We start from the raw sequence: 22,408 nt of genomic DNA, 5'->3' as shown, positions 1-22,408 counted from the left end.
AAGATTAGTATGAAAAAAATGAAAAGAACAGCAGCTATTGCAGCTGCAGCAGTAATGGCAGTTTCAGCTATGGTAGCAACAGCAACAATTACAGGATCAGCTTCAGCAACTACAGCTAAATCAACTGTAAGCATCGAGAATGCAAAGGCTAGACATACCTACTATGCATATCAGGTGTTTAAGGGTACATCTTCAAACGGTATCCTTTCAAACGTAACATGGGGCGATTCTATCGACACGAGCAAGCTTGGCGACCTCGTTGCTGATATTCAGGCTGACGCAGACCTCAACGCTCTGACAGGTGCTTCTGCTCTTACAGCTTCAAGCAGTGCTCAGGATTTTGCTGATGTTTTTTCAAACATCACAAACGGCAAGTCAACAACTGATTACACAGTAGCTGATAAGCTCGCAGCTATCCTCTCAAATTATATGTCTACATCATATGCAGATGTTGACACACATGGCGGAACAACTGCTTCATTTGATGTAGAGAATGGTTATTACCTCTTCGTTGATACATCATATGATTCATTCACAACACTCAGCAAGCACATTCTTGCAGTAGAGGGCGACACAAATATAACACTCAAGCAGGGTGAAGTTTCCCTCGAAAAGAAGGTAAAGGACGTTAACGATACAACAGGCGTAACTTCTGACTGGCAGGATGCAGCTGATATGGATATCGGCGATAAGGTAGAGTTCAAGCTCACAGGTACACTTCCTCAGGACTATGCAGTTTATGACTCATATCAGTACAAGTTCACAGATACATTCAGCGACGGTCTTACTTTTGATGAAACTTCAGTAGAAGTAACAGCCGGCACAGTAACAGTAGATCCAGCTACGTATACGATCACAAAGACAGCTAACGGCTTTGAGCTTAAGTTTACTAACCTTAAGACAGCTGTTCCTAGTCTTACAAGTGCTGATAAAGTAGTTGTTACATATAAGGCTACTCTCAATGATAAGGCTGTTATCGGTGCAACTGGTAACACAAACAAGGCTAACCTTGAGTATTCAAACAATCCTAACAAGGGTGGTTCAGGCACAGCTAAGACACTTGACGATCAGGTAATTGTATTCACATACAAGACTATCGTAAACAAGGTTGACGAGAACGGTGATCCACTTGAGGGCGCTAACTTTACTCTTTCTAAAAATGTAAATGGAAGCTGGGTCGCAGTTAAGGAGATCACAGATCTTGATAAGGACGCATTCGAGTTCACAGGTCTTGATGCAGGCGAATACAAGCTTGAAGAAACAAAGACACCAACTCCTGAGTACAACAAGATCGACGATATCTACTTCACTATCACAGCTGACTATGAAGTACTTGCTGATGCTCCACAGTTCAATGATCTTTCTGCAACTGTAACAGGCGGCAATGCAAGTTTCAACGCAAATGCGACAGACGGAATACTCACAACTGACGTAGAGAACAAGAAGGGTTCACAGCTTCCTGAAACAGGCGGAATCGGTACTAAGATCTTCTACGCAACAGGTGCATCTATCGCCCTCGGCGCAGGCGTTCTTCTTATCACAAAGAAAAGAAAGAAGGATTAATAAAATCCTTCTTTGAAGGACTAATGTCTTTCTTTAAAGGACTAATCCTATCTTTGACTGACTAACGTCTATCAAAAAAACAAACTGATATCGTATCAGAAAAAATAACCTTTATATCTGCCGGCAGAACCCCTGTCGGCAGGCATTAGGGAGGACTCCATGAGGAAAAAAAGCGGTAAATTATCTACAATTTTATTGGTCTTTCTTTTGCTGGTGGGGCTCTCCGTAATGTTTTATCCTATGTTCAGTAACTGGTGGAACTCGAAAACCCAAAGCCGAGCCGTCGCAACCTATCAGAAAGCGGCGAACGACCTCTCCGATGAGGAGAACGAACGGCTGCTTGAACGTGCAAGAGAGTATAACGAGCAGATCGCAAAGCTGGATTTCCCTTTCGTCGAATATGACGAAGTACCCGACTACGATAAAATACTCGATATCACAGGTACAGGCATTATGGGATATATTTCTATCCCCCAGATAAGAGTTCAGCTGCCGATATATCACGGAACAAGCGAAAGCGTTCTGAATATCGCAGTGGGACATCTTCAAGGCTCAACTCTCCCCGTAGGCGGAAAAAGCACACATTCCGTTATCTCCGCCCACAGAGGACTTCCCTCAGCGGAGCTGTTCAGCAACCTCGACCAGCTTACAGAGGGCGATGAGTTCACTATAACAGTGCTGAAAGAGGTCTATACCTATGAGGTGGATCAGATCTCGATCGTGCTGCCAAACCAAATGGATAAGCTGAACATTGTCGATGGTGAAGACTATGTTACCCTCACCACCTGCACCCCGTATGGAGTAAATTCCCACAGACTTCTCGTCCGTGGACACAGGATCGAAAACCCTGAGGCTGTGGCAAAGTCCAAGATCACAGCCGACGCAGTGCAGCTCGATTCACTTTCAGTAGTGCCGTTCATAGCAGTGCCTATGTTCGTTGCCCTGCTCGTATGGTGGTTCGTCGGTGCGAAGAAAAAGCCTTTCCCACATGACGATCCAATGTCACTGCTTGCAAAGCAGGAAAAAGAACACGAAGATAAAAGTAAAAATGAAGAAAATGCAAAATCTCAGAAAAAGGAGGGCAAAAAAGATGAATGTCAGGACCGCAAAAATTAGCGGCGCATTGCTTTGCGTTATCGCAATGCTGATGTGTATGATAAATTCTTTTGCCATATCGGCTGACGCAGCTGATTGTAATGTCAATATAGTCTGCAAACGGCAGGACGCTCCTATCGCCAATGCCGAGTGGAGAATATATAAGGTGGGGGAGGAGAGTGCAAACGGTGAGTATAAGCTCACAGGTCAGTTTGCAGATTACCCTGTTTCCCTTAAAAATCTCACCGAGGCTTCCGATATGCAGGCGGTGGCAAATACCCTCGAAAATTATGCCGAGCTTGACGGGCTTACCCCAGTGGCAACAGGCGTGACCGATGAAAATGGCGAAACTACCGTTAAAACAGACGGCGCAGGACTTTACCTTATCATAGGCAAAAGATTTGTTTCCGATGAAATGAAGTTTATCCCGTCACCAATGATAATAAAGCTTACCGATGAGCAGATCGCCGACGGCGAGATAACAGTTTACCCTAAGTACACTATCGAGGCTTTCCCCGATGAGGATACAGCCGAGTACGGCGTGAGAAAAACATGGGATATGTTGGGTCAGTTCGATAAGTTCAAGCCAACCTCTATCACAGTCGGCATCTATCGTGATAACGAGCTTGTTGACACCGTTACCCTTGATGAGTCCAACAACTGGGAGCATTACTGGATAGGCGAAACAAAGTATGACTGGCGTGTAAAGGAGATAGATATCCCCGAAAACTTCACAGTCATCTATGAGAACAACAATACTCTCTATCAGATCGACAATACTTATACCATAACATGGAATGACGGCGACAGCAGCAGTAATACCGACAGCAGTTCGTCAACACCTGACAGCAGTTCAGAAAACAGCAGTTCGCCAAGCAGCGACAGCAAAGGCGGAAAACTTCCGCAGACAGGTTCACTCTGGTGGCCTGTACCTGTCCTCGCAGGCTGCGGAATCGTACTCCTTGCAGCAGGCTGGAGAGTAAGCAGAAAAAATAAGTAAAATAGGTAAAAATAATTTGCGAAAGCGAGAAAATAATGACTAAGAAAAACGCAAAAGGCCGTTTTTTGATAGTTCTGGGGGCAGTGCTGATAGTAGTGGCATTGTCCCTTACCTTTTATAACTTCTATCACGAAAACGAAAGTCTTGGAAAAATGAATACCGCCCTGACGCAGCTTGAAAAGGAGATACCCTCAACTCCGCAGAACGACAGCTCGCCCTTTGATGTTTTCGATAACAGCAGCACCGCCGAGGAGGAAGAGGACGATTCTATCGAGCTTGACGGGAATATCTATATGGGTATGATAACCCTCCCCACCCTCGGTCAGCAGTTTCCCGTTATAAAAGGCTGGAATTATCAGGATATGAATGTCGCCCCCTGCCGCTATGACGGCACAAGAGCAAGACGTGACCTTATCATATGCGCCCATAACTATGCAGGCTTTTTCGATAAGCTGGATCAGCTTTCCACAGGCGACGAGGTCATCTTCACCGATATTCACGGCAGAACTTTCCACTACACAGTTTCCTATGGCGAGCTTATAAACGGCTGGGACGTTGACTCGATGTATAAAGGCGCAAGACAGGATTGGGATCTGACTTTGTTCACCTGTACATGGAGCGGATACAGCCGTGTCACGATCCGCTGTACCCTTGATGAGAATAATGACCGGTAAGCATAAATGTAGATTAATGTACAAAAAATAGCTGTAAATTTGTGCATATCACAAAATTTTTTATGTAAACGTTACACCGAACAAATGTTTCTTGAAATTGTATAGCCGATATAGTATACTTGAATAGTGATTTGTTAAGACAATAATGCACAGCTGTGTGCTTTGATCCAACATTATGAAAGGGTGCTGTTATGACAATTTTTGAAACAAATAAGGCTCGTGAGGAGCAGAAGTACGAAGCTCTCCTCGCTAAGAAAAATAAGATATCCGAAAGATATAACGGTGTTTACGACAGATATGAAAATCCTGTCCTGACCGCCGACCACGCTCCGCTCATCTGGAGATATGATTTTAACCCCGAAACAAACCCATATTTTATGGAAAGACTGGGCATAAACGCAGTCCTCAATTCGGGCGCTATCTACCTCAATGGCAAGTATTACCTCGTAGCAAGAGTTGAAGGTGCAGACAGAAAGTCATTTTTCGCCGTTGCCGAGAGCGAAAGCCCTGTTGACGGATTCCGTTTCTGGGATTTCCCTGTTCAGCTCCCTGATACAGAGCCGGAGGAAACCAACGTTTACGATATGAGATTGACTCAGCACGAGGACGGCTGGATCTACGGCGTTTTCTGTTCCGAAAGCAAGGACAAGTCTACAAACGACCTCTCCGCTGCTATCGCACAGGCAGGTATCGTAAGAACAAAGGACCTCAAAACTTGGGAAAGACTTCCTAACCTCAAGTCCGCATCACCTCAGCAGAGAAACGTTGTTCTCCACCCTGAGTTCGTTGACGGCAAGTACGCTTTCTATACCCGTCCGCAGGACGATTTCATTCAGACAGGTTCAGGCGGAGGAGTTTGCTTTGGTCTTTGCGAGGATATCACAAACCCTGTTATCTGCACAGAAGAAGTTGTGGTTTCTCCTAGACTTTACCACACTATCACAGAGTCAAAGAACGGCGCAGGCGCAGTTCCGATCAAAACTCCAAAGGGCTGGATACATATTGCTCACGGCGTAAGAAATACCGCCGCTGGTCTGAGATACGTTATCTACGTTTTCGCAACCGACCTCAACGATCCTAAGAAGCTTATCGCCTCACCTTCAGGACTTTTCATCGCACCTCACGGCGAGGAAAGAGTGGGCGACGTATCAAACGTTTGCTTTACAAACGGCGCAGTTGTCCGTGAAAACGGCGACGTTTATATCTACTATGCGTCCTCCGATACAAGAGTTCACGTTGCGTCAACAACTATCGACAAGCTTATGGACTATACTTTCAATACACCGTCCGATCCGCTGCGTTCAGTTGACTGCGTAAAGCAGAGATGCGAGCTTATCAGTAAGAACCTCGAATTCCTCGGCAAATAAACGAATGTAGGGGCGACCTGCGGTCGGCGGCTGCTTATTAACTGCTATTTATCGGATACATTATAATTCGATATGGCAGCACATCATATTTACTACATCGCTTGAAAAATTTTTCACATAATAAAAACTACGGTCACCGAAAATGACCGTAGTTTTTTTGTGTCCATGTGTCCATATGAAAATTATGATCCGCAGGCAAGTATCTTCCTGCGCAGTTCCTCAGCCGCAAGCCTTACGTCCGCCTGCGCCACCACAGCCGAAACAACCGCAAAGCCGTTTATTCCGCTGCCCTCGAAGTCCGCAAGCCTGTCTGCCTTTATGCCGCCGATAGCAACTATCGGTATTTCCACCGAACCCCTTATCTCACGCAGAAGTTCCTGCGAAACGGGTCTTGTGTTGGCCTTTGTGGAAGTTGCGTACATTGCGCCAACGCCGAGATAGTCCGCTCCGTCCGCCTGCGCCTTTACAGCCTCATCTACCCTCGCCGCAGATACGCCGATAATAAGATCTTCACCGGCAAAACGTCTTACCTCATCGCATGGCAGATCACTCTGACCAAGATGCACTCCGTCCGCACCAGCCAGCATAGCAATGTCAAAACGATCGTTTATTATGAGCGGCACTCCGTAATGCTCCGTAATAAGCTTTACCCTCTTCGCCAGCGCAAGAAAATCCCTCGAACTTGTGTCCTTTTCTCTCAGCTGAACCACCGAACAGCCGCCGTCAAGCGCCTGCGTTACAGATTCTTCAATAGTGCTGCTGCTCATAAGCTGCCTGTCGGTGCATAAATACAGGGTATAATCTACCTTGCTTTTGTCAAATCTTGCCGTTTTATCCATTATAATATGATCTCCATTCCCGTCTTGTATGGCACAAGACCAACTTTCTGATAGAACTTCATAGCCGAGCTGTTGCATTCCCATACGTTCAGCGTAACATTGTAACAGCCGCTTTCCTTCGCAAACTTCTTAACAGCCTCGTACAGCAGAGTTCCAACGTGCTGTCCACGGCAGTTTTCGTCCACGCACAGATCGTCAATGTAAAGTGTCTTTATGTCCGTAAGTACGTTGTCATTTTTATGCTCCTGAAAAATGCAGAAAGCATATCCCTGCATAACGTCATCATCATTCGCCGCCGCAAGGATAGGTCTTGTGCTGTCCTTCAGCATCTCTTTAAGCTGCTCGTCATTGTATTTCTTTGCGCCCTCTTTAAAAAGATCAGGTCTGCCCTGCTGATGAACACGCTCTACCTGATACAGCAGACTGTTTATCTGCGGAATATCCTTTTCCTGTGCCATTCTTACTTTCATAGCTTTACCTCCCATATTTTGTCGGCTTTGAGCCTGCCGATTATTTGTTCTCTGCTTATCTGCGACATCATATCCATAAGCTTCACTCTGAATGTGCCTGTGCCGCAAAATCCCTTAGCAGCAATTTCGCCGCATATATCCATTAAACTCACACCGCATAATGCGGCGGTCAAGCCGTCCGTAACAGTGGAAAATGCCCCGATGAGCGCTCCTGTCATACAGCCTGTCCCAGTGACTTTCGACAAAAGGGGAGTGCCGTTCTCAATGCGGTATGTACACATTCCGTCCGAAATGTAGTCACATTCCCCCGTCACAACGCCTACCGAATTTGTTCCCCTCGCCGCAAGAAGTGCAGTTTCCTGCGGATCGTTGGAGTAGCATTGTGCCACATAGCTCATCTCGTTGAGATTTCCCTTTATGACAGTGAATTTCACCCGCCCAAGCAAGGCCTCAAATGTGAGCCGTCTGTACTCAGAGCCTTTCACACCCACAGGGTCGAGTATGCATGGGATCCCCGCTTTGTTAGCCGCAACTCCCGAACTGAACATAGCGTTTTTTCTGTCCTCGGATAACGTTCCCATATTTATAACAAGAGCGGCAGCCTGCGAAGTTATCTCCCTGCTTTCCGCAGGTGACTGCGCCATGCAAGGCTTTGCCCCCACCGCAAGCAGAGCGTTTGCGCAGTCGTTCTGAGCCACCGTGTTCATTATGCAATGCACCAAAGGCGACGGTTCAGCATTTCTTAACCGCTCGATATTCCCCCATAAAACCTCACTTGAAAACTCCGCTGCCATTGAAAAAATCTCCTTATCTGCACTAAAGGCGACCACGCAGGCCGCCTTGATCTCTGTAAATATTATATCACATTAGTTTTTTGCTGTCAACGGCTTGCTTTCAGAGGTTTTCAGCCCTAAAAATCCGTCAAAGACCTTAGCCTTTTTCAGTGCCGTAACAATAACTATCGCAAGCACAGTTCCTCCTGCACAGCTGACAAAAAACGGAACAATGTACATAGTCAGCGCAGCCACAGACGAACCCACAAGATATTTAGCCACAGGATAAGCAAGCAGTCCGCCCAAAACAGAAGTTCCGAACAGCTCGCCAACGTATGCCGCAGGCAGCTTTCTGCTGTACTTGTAAAGCATTGCCCCCACAAATGCACCTACCATCGAACCGGGGAACGCAAGCAGAGAGCCTATCCCCAGCAGATTTCTAAGCAGCGAAGCGGCAAAAGCTATCCCCACGCCCCAAGCAGGGCCAAGAAAAACCGCCGCAATAATGTTCACAAGATGCTGAACAGGAGCGCATTTAGAAGCCCCGATAGGGAAAGAGATCAGCGAACCTGCCACAGCCAAAGCGCAAAGCACCGCCGCAAAAGTCAGTTTGTGAATATTAACATTTTTCACAGTATCACTCCAATATAAATTCCGCAAAGCGTTCGCCCTGCCGAACAAAATAATAAACAGCATAAAAGTAAGGTATAGAAAAAAGTGCGTAATTTCGGACTATCAAAGCAAACATAACTGTCAATAGCGGTTGTATCTGCATAGCTTTGAAGAGTCATAAAAGACATTACCCAATTTGTTTTGAGATAGTGCAAAAAGTTTGCAGGCAACCACAAGTCGTTCATACGCAAATTTTCCAAAACCGAGATATGACCTTATCTAAAGTTGAGTTTGGTATAAGCAGGCGACCACAGGTCGCCCCTACGCAATTTTCCAAAACCGAGATAAGACCTTATCAAAGTCATTTTCAGTAAAAGCCATATCTTGGTTTCTTCCGAGCACAAAAGTAAAAGCCCCGACAGCAGACAGCGAGCTTGCGAGTGTCCCGAATTACCCCGTCTGGGAAGACCCGCCCGAGAACGTGCAAGGGGCAAGCCCTTGCAGGGGAGTTTGTGCGGTAGGCAAGTAAGGGGCAGCCCTCTATCGCAGGGCATGCCTAAGTCAACTGCCGTAGGTGTTGACTTTTCACCCTGTGCGGAGCTCCTCCGATGGGGATTTCGCTCCTGCGGGAGCGACAAAGGGGCGCTGCCCCCTTTGAGCCTCTGAAAGCCCTTTTGGAAAAGGGCTTTAGCCTAAAACTTGCTTTGTGCATTTGATAGTTTGCGGGTGCTTTTGCTTTGTTTGGTGTTTAAAGTTTTATGCAAACTTTTAAAGCAGAGATAAGAGTTTAGCGAAGTTAGTTTTGGTGTAAACTGGCGACCACAGGTCGCCCCTACACAATTTTTCCAAAGCCGAGATAAAACCTTATCAAAGTCGGTTTTAGTAAAAGCCATATCTCCGTTTCTTCCGAGTGCAAAAGTAAAAGCCCCAACAGCAGACAGCGAGCTTGTCGAGCGTCCCGAACCGAGCCGCCCGCCCGAGGGCGCCCGTCCGGCGAGGACTATTTTTCAGTGCAGAATTTTACTTCTTTGCCTTCTAGGATCATGTTTGTCGTCCTTACAGCACACATCTTTCCGCACATTGAGCAGGTGTGCCTGTCAGCAGGAGGTGTCTGCTCGAAAAATCTTCTCGCCTTTTCTCCGTCAAGCGCTATGTCAAACATCTCGTCCCAGTCAAGCTTGTGACGTGCAGCAGCCATGGCATTGTCCCTGTCCATTGCGTGCGGTATTCCCTTTGCAATGTCAGCTGCGTGTGCTGCGATCTTGCTTGCCATGATTCCTTCCTTAACATCATCAACGTCAGGCAGCCTGAGATGTTCAGCAGGCGTTACATAACACAGGAAATCTGCACCGTTAGCCGCAGCAATAGCTCCGCCGATAGCAGATGTGATGTGATCGTATCCCGGCGCAATGTCTGTTACCAAAGGTCCAAGTACATAGAATGGTGCGTTGTGGCAGATCTTCTTTTCAAGCTTCATGTTGGCTGCGATCTCGTTCATTGCCATGTGTCCCGGACCTTCTACCATTACCTGTACGTCCTTCTCCCATGCCCTCTTTGTCAGATTGCCAAGCTCGATAAGCTCTGAGATCTGTCCTGCGTCAGTTGCGTCAGCAAGACAGCCGGGACGAAGTGCGTCGCCAAGTGAGATAGTAACATCGTATTCTCTGAGAATTTCAAGTACATCATCGTAGAACTCGAAGAATGGGTTCTCGTTTCCTGTCATCATCATCCATGCGAAAAGAAGTGAACCGCCTCTTGAAACGATGTTCATCTTTCTGCCCTCACGTCTGAATGCCTCCACAGCACGTCTGTTTATGCCTGCGTGAATGGTCATAAAGTCAACGCCTTCTTCTGCGTGCGCCCTTACTACCTTGAGGAAATCCTCTGCGGAGATCTCCAGCAGATCCTTGTCAAGATAACCGATAGCATCATACATAGGTACTGTTCCGATCATAGCTGGGGACTTTGCAATAAGCTCTTTTCTGAATGTGTTTGTCTTTCCGTAGTTTGAAAGATCCATTATAGCCTCAGCACCGAACTTTACCGCCATGTCTACCTTCTGCATCTCAATGTCGTAGTTCTTTGCGTCACCCGAAATACCGAGGTTTACATTGATCTTTGTCTTTAATCCCGAACCGATACCCTCAGCAGAAAGTGCCTTGTGGTTGATGTTCGCAGGGATAGCTACCTGTCCGCAGGCAACAAGCTCTCTCAGCTTGTCAGCGTCCATGTATTCCTTCTTTGCAACTACTTCCATTTCAGGTGTGATAATGCCCTTTTTTGCGGCTTCCATCTGTGTCTTGTAATTTCTCATCTCAATGATCCTTTCCAATTAAAGTGAATTGTAAAATTTATAAAAGTGATTAACAGGTCCGTGACCTTTTCCTACCATAAATGAATTTTCAATGGCGCAGGTTATGTACTGCTTTGCATTTTCCACAGCCGTTTTCATGTCCGCACCGTTAGCAAGCTCCGCCGTGATAGCCGAGGAAAGTGTGCAGCCTGTGCCGTGAGTGTTAGGGGAATCGACCCGCCGTCCGCTGAAACTGTAACTTATGTAGTTCCCATCATTGTCCTTTTCGGAGGTGTAAAGTATGTCGATGCAGTCCCCCGAAGAGTGACCGCCCTTTATAAGAAGATTTTTTACACCCATATCCATTATGACTTTTGCAGCCTTGTCAAAATCCGTCGTCCTGTTTATCTTTATCCCAGAAATAGCCTCAGCCTCAGGAATGTTAGGCGTAAGCAGATCGGTTATGGGGAAAAGCCTTTCTTTTAGTACACCAACAGTGTCCCCGTCAGAAAGTGCGTCGCCGCTTGTGGCTACCATAACAGGATCGCATACGATAAAAGGCGGCTTGTATTCACGCAGCTTGTCCGCAACCGCAGAAATTATCTCCGCCGTCGGCAGCATACCAAGCTTAACTCCGTCCACTTCAATGTCTTCAAAAACAGCGTCTATCTGCTTTTCTATCTCATCAGTCGGTACGTTGAAAACCGAGATAACACGGCTTGTGTTTTCCGCAACTACCGAGGTTATAACGCTCATTCCGAAAACTCCGTTGGCAGAAAAGGATTTAAGGTCAGCCTGTATGCCCGCTCCGCCGGAACAGTCCGAGCCTGCAATAGACAGACATTTTTTCAAATCAGTCACTCCTTTAAAAGTCTAATAAAAAATGCGCCCACCGAAAGGTGAACGCACAAGATCAATCAAGCAACTGCTCCCTACAACGGTGTTAGCCGACAGGTTCAAAGGGTCAGATCTAATCTTCTCAACTCGGCAAAAAGCCCTGAGTTCCCCTGCAAATCGTCATATTCATTTGTATACATTTTATCACATTACACCCCTAATGTCAAGAGCCTAAAGCGCTGCAGCCATAATAAAAAAATGCGGCACATTTATAAAAATGCACCGCATCAAATATCTTAAAATTTTGATATCGTTATATCTTTACTTTGAAAGTCCCCAGATATCTCTAGCGTAATCTTCAACAGATCTGTCAGCAGAGAAGATGCCTGCGCCTGCGATATTTGCAAGGCTCATCTTCTGCCACTTCATCTTGTCCTCATAGCACTCGGAAGCGTACTTCTGTGCCTGCTGATAAGAATCGAAATCCTTAAGAGCCATGTATGGGTCAGAATTTTTAAGGCTGTCTGCGATCTCGCTGAACTGCTGACCGTTTATACCGTACTGAAGTGTGTCGATAGCCTGCTTTACAATGTCATTTGAGTTGTAGATATCCATTGGCTTGTATCCTGCCTTGCAAGCATTTACTTCGTCAACGTTCATACCGAAGATGATGATGTTCTCGTCGCCGACCTGCTCGTGGATCTCAACGTTTGCTCCGTCAAGTGTACCAAGAGTGATAGCGCCGTTTATCATAAGCTTCATGTTGCCTGTACCGGAAGCCTCTGTACCTGCAAGAGAGATCTGCTCGGAGATGTTTGCAGCAGGCATAAGGATCTCAGAAAGTGAAACGTTGTAATCTTCGAGGAAGATAACATTAAGCTTTTCGTTGAGCTTCTTGTCCTTCTTAAGCTCTTCTGAAATGTTCCAGATAAGCTTGATGATCTGCTTTGCCATATAGTATCCAGGGGCTGCCTTTGCTGCAAAGATGTATGTCTTTGGTGTGAAAGGTGCGTCAGGATTTGCCTTGAGGTAGTTGTACTGAGCGATGATGTTCAGAGCGTTGAGCTGCTGTCTTTTATACTCGTGCAGACGCTTAACCTGAACGTCGAAGATAGAATCTGTGTTGAGAACAACGCCGTACTGATTCTTTACATACTTAGCGAACTTCTTCTTGTTGTCCATCTTGATGTCAGCAAGTCTGTTGAGAACTTCTTCATCGTCCTTGAAAACAGCAAGCTTGCTAAGCTCAGCAGCGTTTTTGAGGAAGCCGTCGCCGATCTTTTCACGGAGCAGGCTTGTAAGTCCCTCGTTTGACTGATAGAGCCATCTTCTGTATGCGATACCGTTTGTAACGTTCTTGAACTTTGTTGGAGTGTCAAGGTACTCGTCCTTGAATGTTTCCTTCTTGATGATCTCTGAGTGGATCTTTGCAACGCCGTTTACGCTGTGTGATGCGTGAACGCAGAGAGTAGCCATCTTGACCTTGTTGTTCTCAACGATAGACATATGAGAAACCTTAGCCTCGTCCTTGTATCTCTCCCAGAGGTCACGGCAGTATCTCTCGTTGATCTCGATGATGATAGAGAAAATTCTAGGGCAAACGCTCTTAAGCAGATTGCAGTCCCACTTTTCCAGAGCCTCAGGCATAACTGTGTGGTTTGTGTAAGCGAATGTATTCTGAACGATGTGCCAAGCCTTATCCCATGAGAATCCGCAGTCATCGAGGAGAACTCTCATAAGCTCAGGGATAGCAAGCGTCGGGTGAGTATCGTTGATGTGGATAGCCACCTTTTCGTGGAGGTTGTCAAGTGTGCCGTAAACTGACATATGCTGGTTTACGATATCGCCGATAGATGCAGCGCAAAGGAAATACTGCTGTCTGAGTCTGAGTGACTTACCTTCTGCGTGGTTATCGTTAGGATAAAGTACCTTTGTGATAGCCTGTGAGATGATGTTCTTGCTGAGAGCCTTTGAGTAGTCGCCCTTGTTGAACATTGACATATCGAATGACGCAGTTTCAGCCTTCCAGAGTCTGAGCTTTGAAACAGCCTCGCTGTCATAGCCTGAAACGAACAGGTCGTATGGAACAGCCATAACAGAAGTATAGTTTTCGTGAGTTACGCAGTGGTACTGATTATCCCAGTATTCCTTAAGCTCGCCGTCGAAACGTACTTCGATAGCCTTTGAAGGAACAGGAACGAGCCATACTGAACCGCCCGGCAGCCAGTTATCAGGAAGCTCTGTCTGCCAGCCCTCTTCCAGCTTCTGCTTGAAGATACCGTACTCATAGCAGATTGAATAGCCTGTTGCGTGATAGCCGTCAGCAGCGAGTGCGTCAAGATAGCAGGCAGCAAGTCTTCCAAGACCGCCGTTTCCAAGACCTGCGTCAGGCTCCTGCTCGTAGATACCGTTGATAGAGATGCCGAAATCCTTGAGGACAGAAGTAGCCTGCTTAACCATTTCGAGGTTATAGAGTGATGTTTTCAAGGAACGTCCCATAAGGAATTCCATTGAAAGATAGTAGATCTTCTTCTTGCCTTCGGACTGTGTTTTTACTGTAAATTTTCTTCTCTTAGCTTTGAGAATATTTACCACGATCTTAGAGAGTGCCTCATAGACCTGACGGTCGTCAGCCTCTTCAGGAGTAGTCTGAAAATCGTTATGGAGAATGTCCACAAACTGATTTTTAAGGTCCTCTTTGGAGATCGTTTTCTCGATTGCCTTTGACATTATACATTCCTCCTAATTCTTCGCTTTTTGTAAAAAAATAAAACTCAGTTTTTCAAAAATATTAATTTACAAATCGTCCTATAAATTATACCATATTCCCGAACTTTTTTCAAGAAGAAAAAAGCAGTATCTATAAATTTTCGGTAAATTATGCGCTCAGATATGGAAAACGTGGAATTTAAAGAACAGAAAAACCAAGCAAATTTTTCAGAATGGCAGATATGGGCGGAGTTGTTTTAGAACAAATTTTTAATTATGTCATTATAAATTTGAACTTTCTGAATACAACTGCACCTTTTATAATTATATGGTATTTATAGCTAAATGTCAATAGATACATTTGTTTAAATTGACATAGCGCAGCAGGCGGCGGACGGACACAATGCACAATTTTGATCCCCCTGCCGCAGAAAAAGCGACAGAGGGATCGTAGTCAATATTATATTTTGGAGGAACTATTGAACTGTGTAAGTTTTTGTTACCGAGCCTGTAAGGTTCTTCTTGCCTGTGAGTGTGACATTAACAGTCTTATTGTCGGCTGAGGTAGTGTACTTTACAGTGTAGTTTTCGCTGTCGATAGTGTTTGAGTCTATCTTTACGGCTGCTGTTGGCTGATATTCGTTATCTGAATTTTTTGTCAGCTCAACTGTGCATTCAGCAAGGGCTCTCGGCTTTATCTTGAAGGACTTTCTGAATGTGCCTTTAAGACTTTTCTGACCCTTGATAATGACCGTAGCTGTGCCTGCGGAAAGGTTATTGCTGTAAGAAAGGGTATAGTTTCCGTCATACAGCTCTTTTCCGTTGGCGAATAACTTTACAGAAGGAAATACCTCTGTTCCGTTATAGTAATAGCTGTCAGAATCCAGTTTGACATCGCAGTTTGCAACAGAACGCTGAACTATCATGTAATTTTCGACAGTTGTTCCTATGTAGTCGCCCTTGCCTTTTATAATGACGGAGGCTTTACCTGCAACAAGGTTATCTTTATATATTGCGGTATAATCTGTTCCGCATTTCAGTACCTTGTCACCATCTTTTACGGTAACTATCGGCTTGATTCTTGTACCTCTGAAATATTGGGTTACTGGTGGGAGCGATACGTCACATGAGAAAGCATATTTTGCTGTACTTGGATCAAATGTGAAATTGTAGTTTTTAGTGGCATTCTTAAAGTTTATGGTTTGATTATTATTAGAATAAAAGGTTATTTTGTTCCATTCCTCTTCTGATCCTTCGTAGTAAATGTCAGTTAATTTATCACAATTCTCGAACGCTTTCGGATCAATTAGTTTTACGCTTTTAGGGAGGAAAAGGCATGACAAATCATCGCATGAATAAAATGCGCTATCCTTAATTTCTGTTATGCTGTCAGGGATAATTACGTGTTTCAAGCTGTCACAAAATTTGAACGCTTCTGGTTTGATTTCTGTTACGCTGTTAGGAATGGTGACATTTGTAAGGCTGCTGCAACCGCTAAACGTTTCATAATCAATGGTCGTTATACCATATGGAATGCTTATGCTTGTAAGACTTTTACAGCCATCAAAAACGGAGCTACCAATACTTGTTAAAGTATCCGGAAGAGTTATGTTTTTTAAACTTTCGCAATACATAAATGCTGAGTCCCCAATGCATGGGGTATTTTTAGGCCAATTTACAGTTTCGAGTTTTTTACAGCGATAAAATGCCAAATATCCAATATTTGCAACACTGTCAGGGATGGTTAGAGTTTTAAGATTTACAGCGGACGTAAAGGAACGTTCATTAATACTAGTTACACTATTTGGAACAGTGTATTCCGTTCTTTTACTACCGAGAGGGTAGGCTAATAGTTCTGTTTGTTTCTTATTGAACAATACACCATCTTTTGATGCATAGTACTTATTTCTGACATCAACACTTATTTTTTCAATACCTAAGCTATAAAATGCACACAAACCAATACTTTCGACATTCTTTGGGACAGTTATACTGGTGATATTATCACAATGGTAAAACGCATCTTGTCCAATGTTTGTAATACTTTCCGGTATGGTTACGCTTGTAACGGCTTTATTGTAATAAAATGTATTTTTGCCGATACTTGTAACTGCTTTGCCGTCAATAGTGCTAGGAATATCGACTGCTCCGTTACTTCCGGTATACTTTTTTATCTCGATCGTTCCGTCATCAAGGATATCATACTGAAAGTCCTCGTAATCGAATTCACCGTACCGATATTCATCATCATTGTCATCGTAGCTTTCTGCACCCGCTGAAACCGCAAATTTATCTGCTATGCAGACGCCGCTTTCGGCTGCGGGCAGAGCGAATGTACCGAATGTGAGTGTGAGCGCCAACGCTGTGGCTAAAATTTTTTTCATAAGTTTTCCCCCTTATTTTTACTTCTATTTTATATTTTACAACAAATATTTATTTTGTCAATACTTTTTAATGGATAAATTTTCTCTGTGATTTTGTGGCAGTTTCACAAATGTTTTGAAATTAATACTAATTCACGAATGGTGTGCGGCTGTTTGTGGGTCATGCACAGGAAATGGTGTAATAGATTGTGCAAGTATATGATAAATAATTTAATTTAGATATATTTGAGTAATTGTTGTACGTTTTAGTGCAACTTTCGGGCGGTTTTTCGATGTTAGTGAAAGGACTTGCTGAGTGATCGGCGGTCGAAAAAAAGAACGGAGGGCAAACATGAATTTTAAATTTTCTATGAAGGATTTTGCGAGAATGTTCGTGAGGACGAGGAACGGCGCTGAAACGGCGGTGCGTTTAGGGGTAAGACCTGATGAGGCAAGGCGTGCGGAGGCTGATCTTCTGTCACGGCAGGCGGTGCAGAATGAGATAAGGCGTTTGGACAGCGGAGATCAGCAGAGCTTATGCTACGTCAAGACGGGGCTTTCAAGGCTTGCTTTCGGGGCGGTCAACGACGCTGTTGCGCTGGCTTTTGATGATGAGCCTGAGGCGGAGAGGATAATGAGGGCGGATCTTTTCAATGTTGCGGAGATAAAGCGTCCGAAGGGCGGCGGTATAGAGATGAAGTTTTTCGACCGTCAGAAGGCTTTGGAAAAGCTGGTGGAGCTTGATCCGCAGCTGCGGGAGATTTCTGCGGCGGAGGCTTTTCTTGAGGCTTTTTACAGGCAGGCGCAGGATATTGACGGCGCAGAGGACGCTGACGAAAGGGAGGCGGACTAGCCGGTGGGGAAAATAGAGAAAATAGAGAAAATAGAGAAAATAGAAAAAGCTCCTTTAAAGCTGTCGGACAAGCAGGCATTTGTGCTTGGCTGGTGGGCGAACAGGAGATACAGGCGGTATGACGGCATAATCTGCGACGGGGCAGTAAGGTCGGGCAAGACCTTTTCAATGGGCATTTCTTTCGGCATATGGGCGATGAGTCTGTTCGACGGTAAAAATTTCGGCATATGCGGCAAGACTATCCGCTCGGTGAGGAGAAATCTTGTGACGGATCTTCAGCGTCAGTTGGAGAGTTTCGGCTGTTCGGTACGGGACAGCATTTCAAAGAATTATTTTGATATTTCATACGGCGGAAGGTGCAACAGGTTTTACATATTCGGCGGAAAGGACGAGGGTTCGGCTTCGCTTATACAGGGAATAACGCTGGCGGGGATACTTATGGACGAAACGGCGCTTATGCCGAGAAGTTTTGTGGAGCAGGCTGTGGCGAGATGCTCGGTGGCGGGGTCAAAGCTATGGTTCAACTGCAATCCGGACAATCCGTTCCACTGGTTCAAGCGTGAATGGATAGACAAGGCGGCGGAGAAGAATATGCTGTACAGGCATTTTTCATTGGAGGACAATCCCAGTCTTACTAGGTCGGTGATAAACAGATATGCAAGGCTGTACACGGGGACGTTTTATCAGAGGTTCGTTTTAGGCAGATGGGCTGCGGCGGAGGGGTTGGTTTACCCTATGTTCAGCAGTCTTGAGCATACATTTAATGACGGCGACATTATCGGCGGAAGAAAGGCGGCGGAAAATAACTATGAGCGTTTTGTGGTGAGCTGTGATTACGGGACGGTCAATCCGTCAAGCTTCGGGCTTTGGGGAAAGCTTGGAGAAAAGTGGCTGAGGATAGACGAATACTATTTCGACTCGGCGAAAGAGGGGAAAAGGCGGACGGACGAGGAGCATTACGAGGCTTTATGCGGTCTTATAGGCGGCAGGGAGATAGATTACATCGTATGCGATCCGTCGGCGGCTTCATTTATCGAATGCATAACGAGGCACAGGCGATACTGTGTAAGGCAGGCGGACAATGATGTTGTTACGGGGATAAGAAAGGTTTCCGACTACATTCGTCAGGGAAAGCTTATGTTCAGCAAGAGGTGCGAAGATACACTGAGGGAGTTCGCTCTTTACCGTTGGGACGAAAATGCAGGAAGGGACTGTCCTGTAAAGGAGCATGACCACGCAATGGACGATATGAGGTATTTTGTAACGTCGCTGAATGGCATCGGGGACGATGGATTTTCGGTGATATCGCTGGATAGAACGATTCAGACAGAGAGGGGGTGAAAGGAATGGCTGTATTCGGAAGAAGAAAGGCAAAGGAAAATGCTTTGAAAACTCAGGCGGCGCAGAGGACAGTTTACTGTTCACAGCCGATAGCTTCGCCGTTTCGGCTTGCCTGCTGTACAGATATGCTGGAGAGCGGGCTTTATGACAGGCTGAGGGCGGAAGTTCCCATGATCGACGCTTGTTTCGGAAAGATAATAAGACTGGTGGGGGATTTCACGGTCAAGGCGGAGGACGAGGCTTTTCAGCGTGAGCTGGACAGATTTTGCAGAGAGGTAAGGGTAGGCGTTTCGGGAAAGTCAATATACACTTTTGCGGATATGTACCTTGACTCGCTGCTGACCTACGGAAAGGCTGTGGGAATGATAATCGCAGATCAGAGGTCACGCTCGATAAAAGGCTTGGCGGTGGCGGACAGTTCGCTTTACCACATCAAGCAGGGGAGAGGTCCGCTGGATATGGAGGTATACTTCGACAACGGCGGAGTGAACGGGACAAAGATGAAAGTCAGAGATCCCGAAAGACTGCTTTACACGGCGCTCAACCCTAGTCCGAAGCATCCGGAGGGAGTATCGCTGCTGAGGGGACTGCCTGCCATAAGTTCGGTGCTGATGAGGATATATCAGTGCATCGGGCAGAATTTTGACAGGGTAGGAAACGTCAGATACGCTGTGACATACAAGCCAACGGCGGACGGCGACAGGATATTCGCAAAGGAGAGGGCGAAAGAGATCGCTGCGGCATGGTCGGACGGAATGCAGAGTGCAAAGAATGGCATTGTAAAGGATTTTGTGGCAGTTGGCGACGTTGATGTAAAGGTCATCGGAGCGGAAAATCAGATAATCGACACGGAAGTACCTGTAAGGCAGCTTTTGGAGCAGATAGCGGCAAAGCTTTCTGTACCGCCGTTTTTACTGGGACTCAACTGGTCAACGACGGAGAGGATGTCGGCTCAACAGGCGGATATTCTTACAAGTGAGCTAGAATATTACCGCAGGCTGCTCACACCTGTGTTGGAGGAGGTATGCTCGGCACATTTAAGGCTTTGCGGCTGCGGCGGCAGGGCACAGGTAGAATGGGCGAACATAAATCTTCAGGACGAGGAGGCTTTGGCGAAGTCACGTCTTTACAATGCGCAGGCGAGGGAGATTGAGTTAAGGCTTGAGGCTCAGGAAAATAAATAGAATTATGAGAATAAAAAGTAACGAGAGGGAGGAAAGAGAATGGACAAGTCCATAGAGATAACGGACGAGGTAATGGAAAAGATCAATGTTCACGCTGTGGGGGAGCTGAAGGCGGAGGACGTATACTGTTTTTCTGTACTGCTTTGCGACAACGAGGTGGACAGGGACAACGAGAAGTTTTCGGTGGATTCGCTGAAAAAGCTTGCGGAGCTTTACATAGGCAGGACGGGGATATTCGACCATGATCCGAGGGGAGAAAATCAGACGGCGAGGATATACGACACGCAGGTAAAGGAATACACTGACAGGCTGACCTGCGACGGGGAGAAATACACTGCGCTTATGGGGTACGCATACATGGTGAGGACGGAGGACAACCGTTCGCTCATTGCGGAGATAGACGGAGGGATAAAGAAAGAGGTTTCCGTCAGCTGTGCAGTGGAGAGAAAGATATGTTCTGTATGCGGGGCGGACGTAATGAAAGAGCCTTGTATGCACATGAAGGGGAAGAGATACGGTGAAAGGCTTTGTTTTCACGTTCTTGAATCACCTGCGGACGCATATGAATGGAGCTTTGTGGCTGTGCCTGCTCAGAGAAATGCAGGGGTGGCGAAGAAGTACGCCTGCGGCGGTTTCGGCAGTTCTGAGGGAGAGCTTATGAAAAAAGTTGAGAGTGCCTGCGGAGAGATGAGAAAGGAGATAATGAGGTTAAGCTACTTCACAAAGCCTTTTGTTTCGGCGGAGGCTATGGCGGAGCGGACGAAGGAGATGGACTTTTACGAGCTTATGGCTTTGAAAAAGCGTTTGGAGCGTCAGGCGGCTGAGAGCGAGGACTTTGAATGCAGGGCGATGATATACTCTGAGGACGCAGATGAAAAGGAGGGGAAAGATGACGGCGGATTCAGAATGAGGCAGAGGACACGCAGGGGGAAGTAGGCGGAAAAGTTGGTTACCGGATAAAAAACTATGGGACGGCAAACGGACAATAAGAAAAGAGAAAAAAGAGAGAAAATAAAAAACAATACTAAAAATGAAAAGGAGAAATTTATTTATGTACAACAACATTAAACTTGACAAGTCACTTTATTCTATCACAGGAAAGACATTCACACAGGCTCTGACGGAGCTTGACCCTGACGAGGGATACGAGAACACGGAGCTGAAAGGCTTTGACGCATTTGAAAGACAGCTGAAGCGTTTCGGCATACGCATAAACGGAGCGGGTTCGGACATGGTGGAGAAGTTCTTTATTTCGGCTGAGTCGGCTGTACTTTTCCCTGAATTTATCAGACGATGCATAAAGGAGGGAATGGACGAGGCGAGCATAGCGGCAGAGGTATGCGCAGCGGTATCATACACAGACGGAGTAGATTACAGGGGACTTTCCATTGTAAAGACGGGGGCGAGCGACACCTGTGCGGAGGGTGCGGCACTTCCTGAAACAAGGGTAACGCTTGCGGCGGAGTCAAAGAGGCTGGTGAAGTATGCGAGAAGACTTTCCTGCTCATACGAATCTATCAGAAAGCAGAGGATAGACACATTTGCGGTAGTGCTGAGAAATCTTGGTGCGGTCATTGGAAATGCGGTGAATGGTGCGCTTGTTACTGAACTGAAGAGGGACATTTCGGCTATGAAGAACAGCGGAGCAAAGATGACATACGATGATCTTGCGGCATTCTGGGCATCTATGGACAGTTACAACATGAACACGATGATATGCAGTCCTGCGGTAATGGCGAAGATACTTGCGCTTGATGAGATGAAGTTCGTAGTAAGTGATTACATGGCGAACGGTGCGGTAAAGACTCCATACGGGGTAACAATTATAAAGTGTTCTGCTTTAGGGGACAACACTATTATTGGAGTTGACGCAGATTACGCAGCGGAGATGATACTTGGAACGGACGTTATCGTAGACTACGACAAGCTTATTTCTGCGCAGTGCGAGGAGATATCCTGCTCGATACTTGCAGGTTTTTCAAGAATGTCTGATGCGGCGGTAAAGGTTTACGACTGCACAGCTGCTAATTTAGCGTAAGATGAATTTGGGGTGTGGCGGGTGGGGAATTGTTTTGTGAGGTGGTGTAAGGGTTTGGCAAAGTTTTAGGGGAGCGATCGTGGGTATTTGGGGAACGGTGGAAACTTGGGGTTAGTGGGAATGATATAAGCGGGCGACCGCAGGTCGCCCCTACGGAAACATTGAGAAAAATTCCACATTAGACATTAGCAAAGTAGGTTTTAGTAAAAGACATATCTCGGTTTCTTCCGAGCACAAAAGTAAAAGACCGCACAGCAGACAGCGAGCTTACCGAGCGTAGCGAATTACCCCGTCTGGGAAGACCCGACCGAGGACAGCGCAAGGGACAAGCCCTTGCGGGGGAGTTTGTGCGGGAGGCGAGTAAGGGGCAGCCCTCTATCGCAGGGCTTGCCCCTCT

Annotated in this window: 18 protein-coding genes and 1 riboswitch; of the genes, 10 read left to right on the top strand and 8 right to left on the bottom strand. The window is 46.1% G+C overall.

Annotation, left to right across the window (positions count from 1 at the left end):
• Positions 1-9 precede the first annotated feature (9 nt).
• The 5 genes from Q0E19_RS07195 (at position 10) to Q0E19_RS07175 (ending at position 5,699) form a co-directional block, all read left to right on the top strand.
• A complete protein-coding gene (locus Q0E19_RS07195; RefSeq protein WP_294408494.1) occupies positions 10-1,563 on the top strand; it encodes an isopeptide-forming domain-containing fimbrial protein in 1,554 nt (517 codons plus the stop codon).
• A 159-nt stretch (positions 1,564-1,722) separates the two neighbouring features.
• Positions 1,723-2,679 (top strand): class C sortase, encoded by a 957-nt coding sequence (locus Q0E19_RS07190; protein WP_294408493.1) that lies wholly within the window; start codon positions 1,723-1,725, stop codon positions 2,677-2,679.
• Positions 2,654-3,658, top strand: coding sequence for a Cna B-type domain-containing protein (locus Q0E19_RS07185; protein ID WP_294408491.1), 1,005 nt, complete (start codon positions 2,654-2,656; stop codon positions 3,656-3,658). The genes Q0E19_RS07190 and Q0E19_RS07185 overlap by 26 nt, the downstream gene beginning before the upstream one ends.
• Before the next feature lie 35 nt (positions 3,659-3,693).
• Positions 3,694-4,332 (top strand): sortase, encoded by a 639-nt coding sequence (locus Q0E19_RS07180; protein ID WP_294408490.1) that lies wholly within the window; start codon positions 3,694-3,696, stop codon positions 4,330-4,332.
• Between the two features lie 191 nt (positions 4,333-4,523).
• A complete protein-coding gene (locus Q0E19_RS07175) occupies positions 4,524-5,699 on the top strand; it encodes a glycosidase (RefSeq protein ID WP_294408488.1) in 1,176 nt (391 codons plus the stop codon).
• Between the two features lie 182 nt (positions 5,700-5,881).
• On the opposite strand, the gene thiE is transcribed toward Q0E19_RS07175, so the two are convergent.
• The 8 genes from thiE to Q0E19_RS07135 form a co-directional block, all read right to left on the bottom strand.
• Positions 5,882-6,538: a thiamine phosphate synthase gene (gene thiE / locus Q0E19_RS07170; protein ID WP_294408487.1), complete on the bottom strand. Its 657-nt coding sequence runs from the start codon at positions 6,536-6,538 to the stop codon at positions 5,882-5,884.
• A complete protein-coding gene (locus tag Q0E19_RS07165; RefSeq protein WP_294408485.1) occupies positions 6,538-7,008 on the bottom strand; it encodes a GNAT family N-acetyltransferase in 471 nt (156 codons plus the stop codon). Before Q0E19_RS07165 ends, thiE begins: the two co-directional genes overlap by 1 nt.
• Positions 7,005-7,802, bottom strand: coding sequence for a hydroxyethylthiazole kinase (gene thiM, locus Q0E19_RS07160; protein WP_294408484.1), 798 nt, complete (start codon positions 7,800-7,802; stop codon positions 7,005-7,007). The genes Q0E19_RS07165 and thiM overlap by 4 nt, the downstream gene beginning before the upstream one ends.
• Before the next feature lie 72 nt (positions 7,803-7,874).
• Positions 7,875-8,414 carry an energy coupling factor transporter S component ThiW gene (gene thiW / locus Q0E19_RS07155; protein WP_294408482.1) on the bottom strand — a complete coding sequence of 180 codons (540 nt, stop codon included), beginning with the start codon at positions 8,412-8,414 and terminating at the stop codon, positions 7,875-7,877.
• 979 nt (positions 8,415-9,393) lie between these two features.
• Positions 9,394-10,707: a phosphomethylpyrimidine synthase ThiC gene (thiC, locus tag Q0E19_RS07150; protein ID WP_294408480.1), complete on the bottom strand. Its 1,314-nt coding sequence runs from the start codon at positions 10,705-10,707 to the stop codon at positions 9,394-9,396.
• Between the two features lie 18 nt (positions 10,708-10,725).
• On the bottom strand, positions 10,726-11,538 hold the full coding sequence (gene thiD, locus Q0E19_RS07145) for a bifunctional hydroxymethylpyrimidine kinase/phosphomethylpyrimidine kinase (RefSeq protein WP_294408479.1): 813 nt from the start codon (positions 11,536-11,538) through the stop codon (positions 10,726-10,728).
• Positions 11,539-11,598: 60 nt separating this feature from the next.
• Positions 11,599-11,705: riboswitch (TPP riboswitch) on the bottom strand.
• A 139-nt stretch (positions 11,706-11,844) separates the two neighbouring features.
• Positions 11,845-14,253, bottom strand: coding sequence for a glycogen/starch/alpha-glucan phosphorylase (locus Q0E19_RS07140; protein WP_294408478.1), 2,409 nt, complete (start codon positions 14,251-14,253; stop codon positions 11,845-11,847).
• Between the two features lie 455 nt (positions 14,254-14,708).
• Positions 14,709-16,616, bottom strand: a complete 1,908-nt coding sequence (locus Q0E19_RS07135) for a leucine-rich repeat domain-containing protein (protein WP_294408477.1) — start codon at positions 16,614-16,616, stop codon at positions 14,709-14,711.
• Between the two features lie 331 nt (positions 16,617-16,947).
• On the opposite strand from Q0E19_RS07135, the gene Q0E19_RS07130 reads away from it, so the two are divergent.
• The 5 genes from Q0E19_RS07130 to Q0E19_RS07110 all read left to right on the top strand — a co-directional run bounded on the left by Q0E19_RS07130 (position 16,948) and on the right by Q0E19_RS07110 (position 22,011).
• Positions 16,948-17,448: a terminase small subunit gene (locus Q0E19_RS07130; RefSeq protein WP_294408475.1), complete on the top strand. Its 501-nt coding sequence runs from the start codon at positions 16,948-16,950 to the stop codon at positions 17,446-17,448.
• 3 nt (positions 17,449-17,451) lie between these two features.
• Complete coding sequence (locus Q0E19_RS07125) at positions 17,452-18,789, top strand: PBSX family phage terminase large subunit (RefSeq protein WP_294408474.1); 1,338 nt, start codon at positions 17,452-17,454, stop codon at positions 18,787-18,789.
• Between the two features lie 5 nt (positions 18,790-18,794).
• Positions 18,795-19,973 carry a serine/threonine protein phosphatase gene (locus Q0E19_RS07120; RefSeq protein ID WP_294408472.1) on the top strand — a complete coding sequence of 393 codons (1,179 nt, stop codon included), beginning with the start codon at positions 18,795-18,797 and terminating at the stop codon, positions 19,971-19,973.
• Positions 19,974-20,012: 39 nt separating this feature from the next.
• Positions 20,013-20,909, top strand: coding sequence for a hypothetical protein (locus Q0E19_RS07115; RefSeq protein ID WP_294408470.1), 897 nt, complete (start codon positions 20,013-20,015; stop codon positions 20,907-20,909).
• A gap of 115 nt (positions 20,910-21,024) precedes the next feature.
• Positions 21,025-22,011, top strand: a complete 987-nt coding sequence (locus Q0E19_RS07110; RefSeq protein ID WP_294408469.1) for a hypothetical protein — start codon at positions 21,025-21,027, stop codon at positions 22,009-22,011.
• Positions 22,012-22,408: the final 397 nt, after the last annotated feature.

This window comes from uncultured Ruminococcus sp., assembly GCF_934476685.1.
Taxonomy (GTDB): Bacteria; Bacillota; Clostridia; order Oscillospirales; family Ruminococcaceae; genus Hominimerdicola.
This window is presented reverse-complemented; position numbering and strand designations above follow the sequence as displayed.

What these genes read in the sequence shown, in the direction of transcription:
- Q0E19_RS07140 (WP_294408478.1), bottom strand. Translation starts at nt 14,253, where the DNA reads ATGTCAAAGGCAATCGAGAAAACGATCTCCAAAGAGGACCTTAAAAAT.
- Q0E19_RS07175 (WP_294408488.1), top strand. Translation starts at nt 4,524, where the DNA reads ATGACAATTTTTGAAACAAATAAGGCTCGTGAGGAGCAGAAGTACGAA.
- Q0E19_RS07130 (WP_294408475.1), top strand. Translation starts at nt 16,948, where the DNA reads ATGAATTTTAAATTTTCTATGAAGGATTTTGCGAGAATGTTCGTGAGG.
- Q0E19_RS07135 (WP_294408477.1), bottom strand. Translation starts at nt 16,616, where the DNA reads ATGAAAAAAATTTTAGCCACAGCGTTGGCGCTCACACTCACATTCGGT.
- Q0E19_RS07120 (WP_294408472.1), top strand. Translation starts at nt 18,795, where the DNA reads ATGGCTGTATTCGGAAGAAGAAAGGCAAAGGAAAATGCTTTGAAAACT.
- Q0E19_RS07195 (WP_294408494.1), top strand. Translation starts at nt 10, where the DNA reads ATGAAAAAAATGAAAAGAACAGCAGCTATTGCAGCTGCAGCAGTAATG.
- Q0E19_RS07190 (WP_294408493.1), top strand. Translation starts at nt 1,723, where the DNA reads ATGAGGAAAAAAAGCGGTAAATTATCTACAATTTTATTGGTCTTTCTT.
- Q0E19_RS07165 (WP_294408485.1), bottom strand. Translation starts at nt 7,008, where the DNA reads ATGAAAGTAAGAATGGCACAGGAAAAGGATATTCCGCAGATAAACAGT.
- Q0E19_RS07185 (WP_294408491.1), top strand. Translation starts at nt 2,654, where the DNA reads ATGAATGTCAGGACCGCAAAAATTAGCGGCGCATTGCTTTGCGTTATC.
- thiE (WP_294408487.1), bottom strand. Translation starts at nt 6,538, where the DNA reads ATGGATAAAACGGCAAGATTTGACAAAAGCAAGGTAGATTATACCCTG.
- Q0E19_RS07110 (WP_294408469.1), top strand. Translation starts at nt 21,025, where the DNA reads ATGTACAACAACATTAAACTTGACAAGTCACTTTATTCTATCACAGGA.
- Q0E19_RS07115 (WP_294408470.1), top strand. Translation starts at nt 20,013, where the DNA reads ATGGACAAGTCCATAGAGATAACGGACGAGGTAATGGAAAAGATCAAT.
- thiC (WP_294408480.1), bottom strand. Translation starts at nt 10,707, where the DNA reads ATGAGAAATTACAAGACACAGATGGAAGCCGCAAAAAAGGGCATTATC.
- Q0E19_RS07180 (WP_294408490.1), top strand. Translation starts at nt 3,694, where the DNA reads ATGACTAAGAAAAACGCAAAAGGCCGTTTTTTGATAGTTCTGGGGGCA.
- thiM (WP_294408484.1), bottom strand. Translation starts at nt 7,802, where the DNA reads ATGGCAGCGGAGTTTTCAAGTGAGGTTTTATGGGGGAATATCGAGCGG.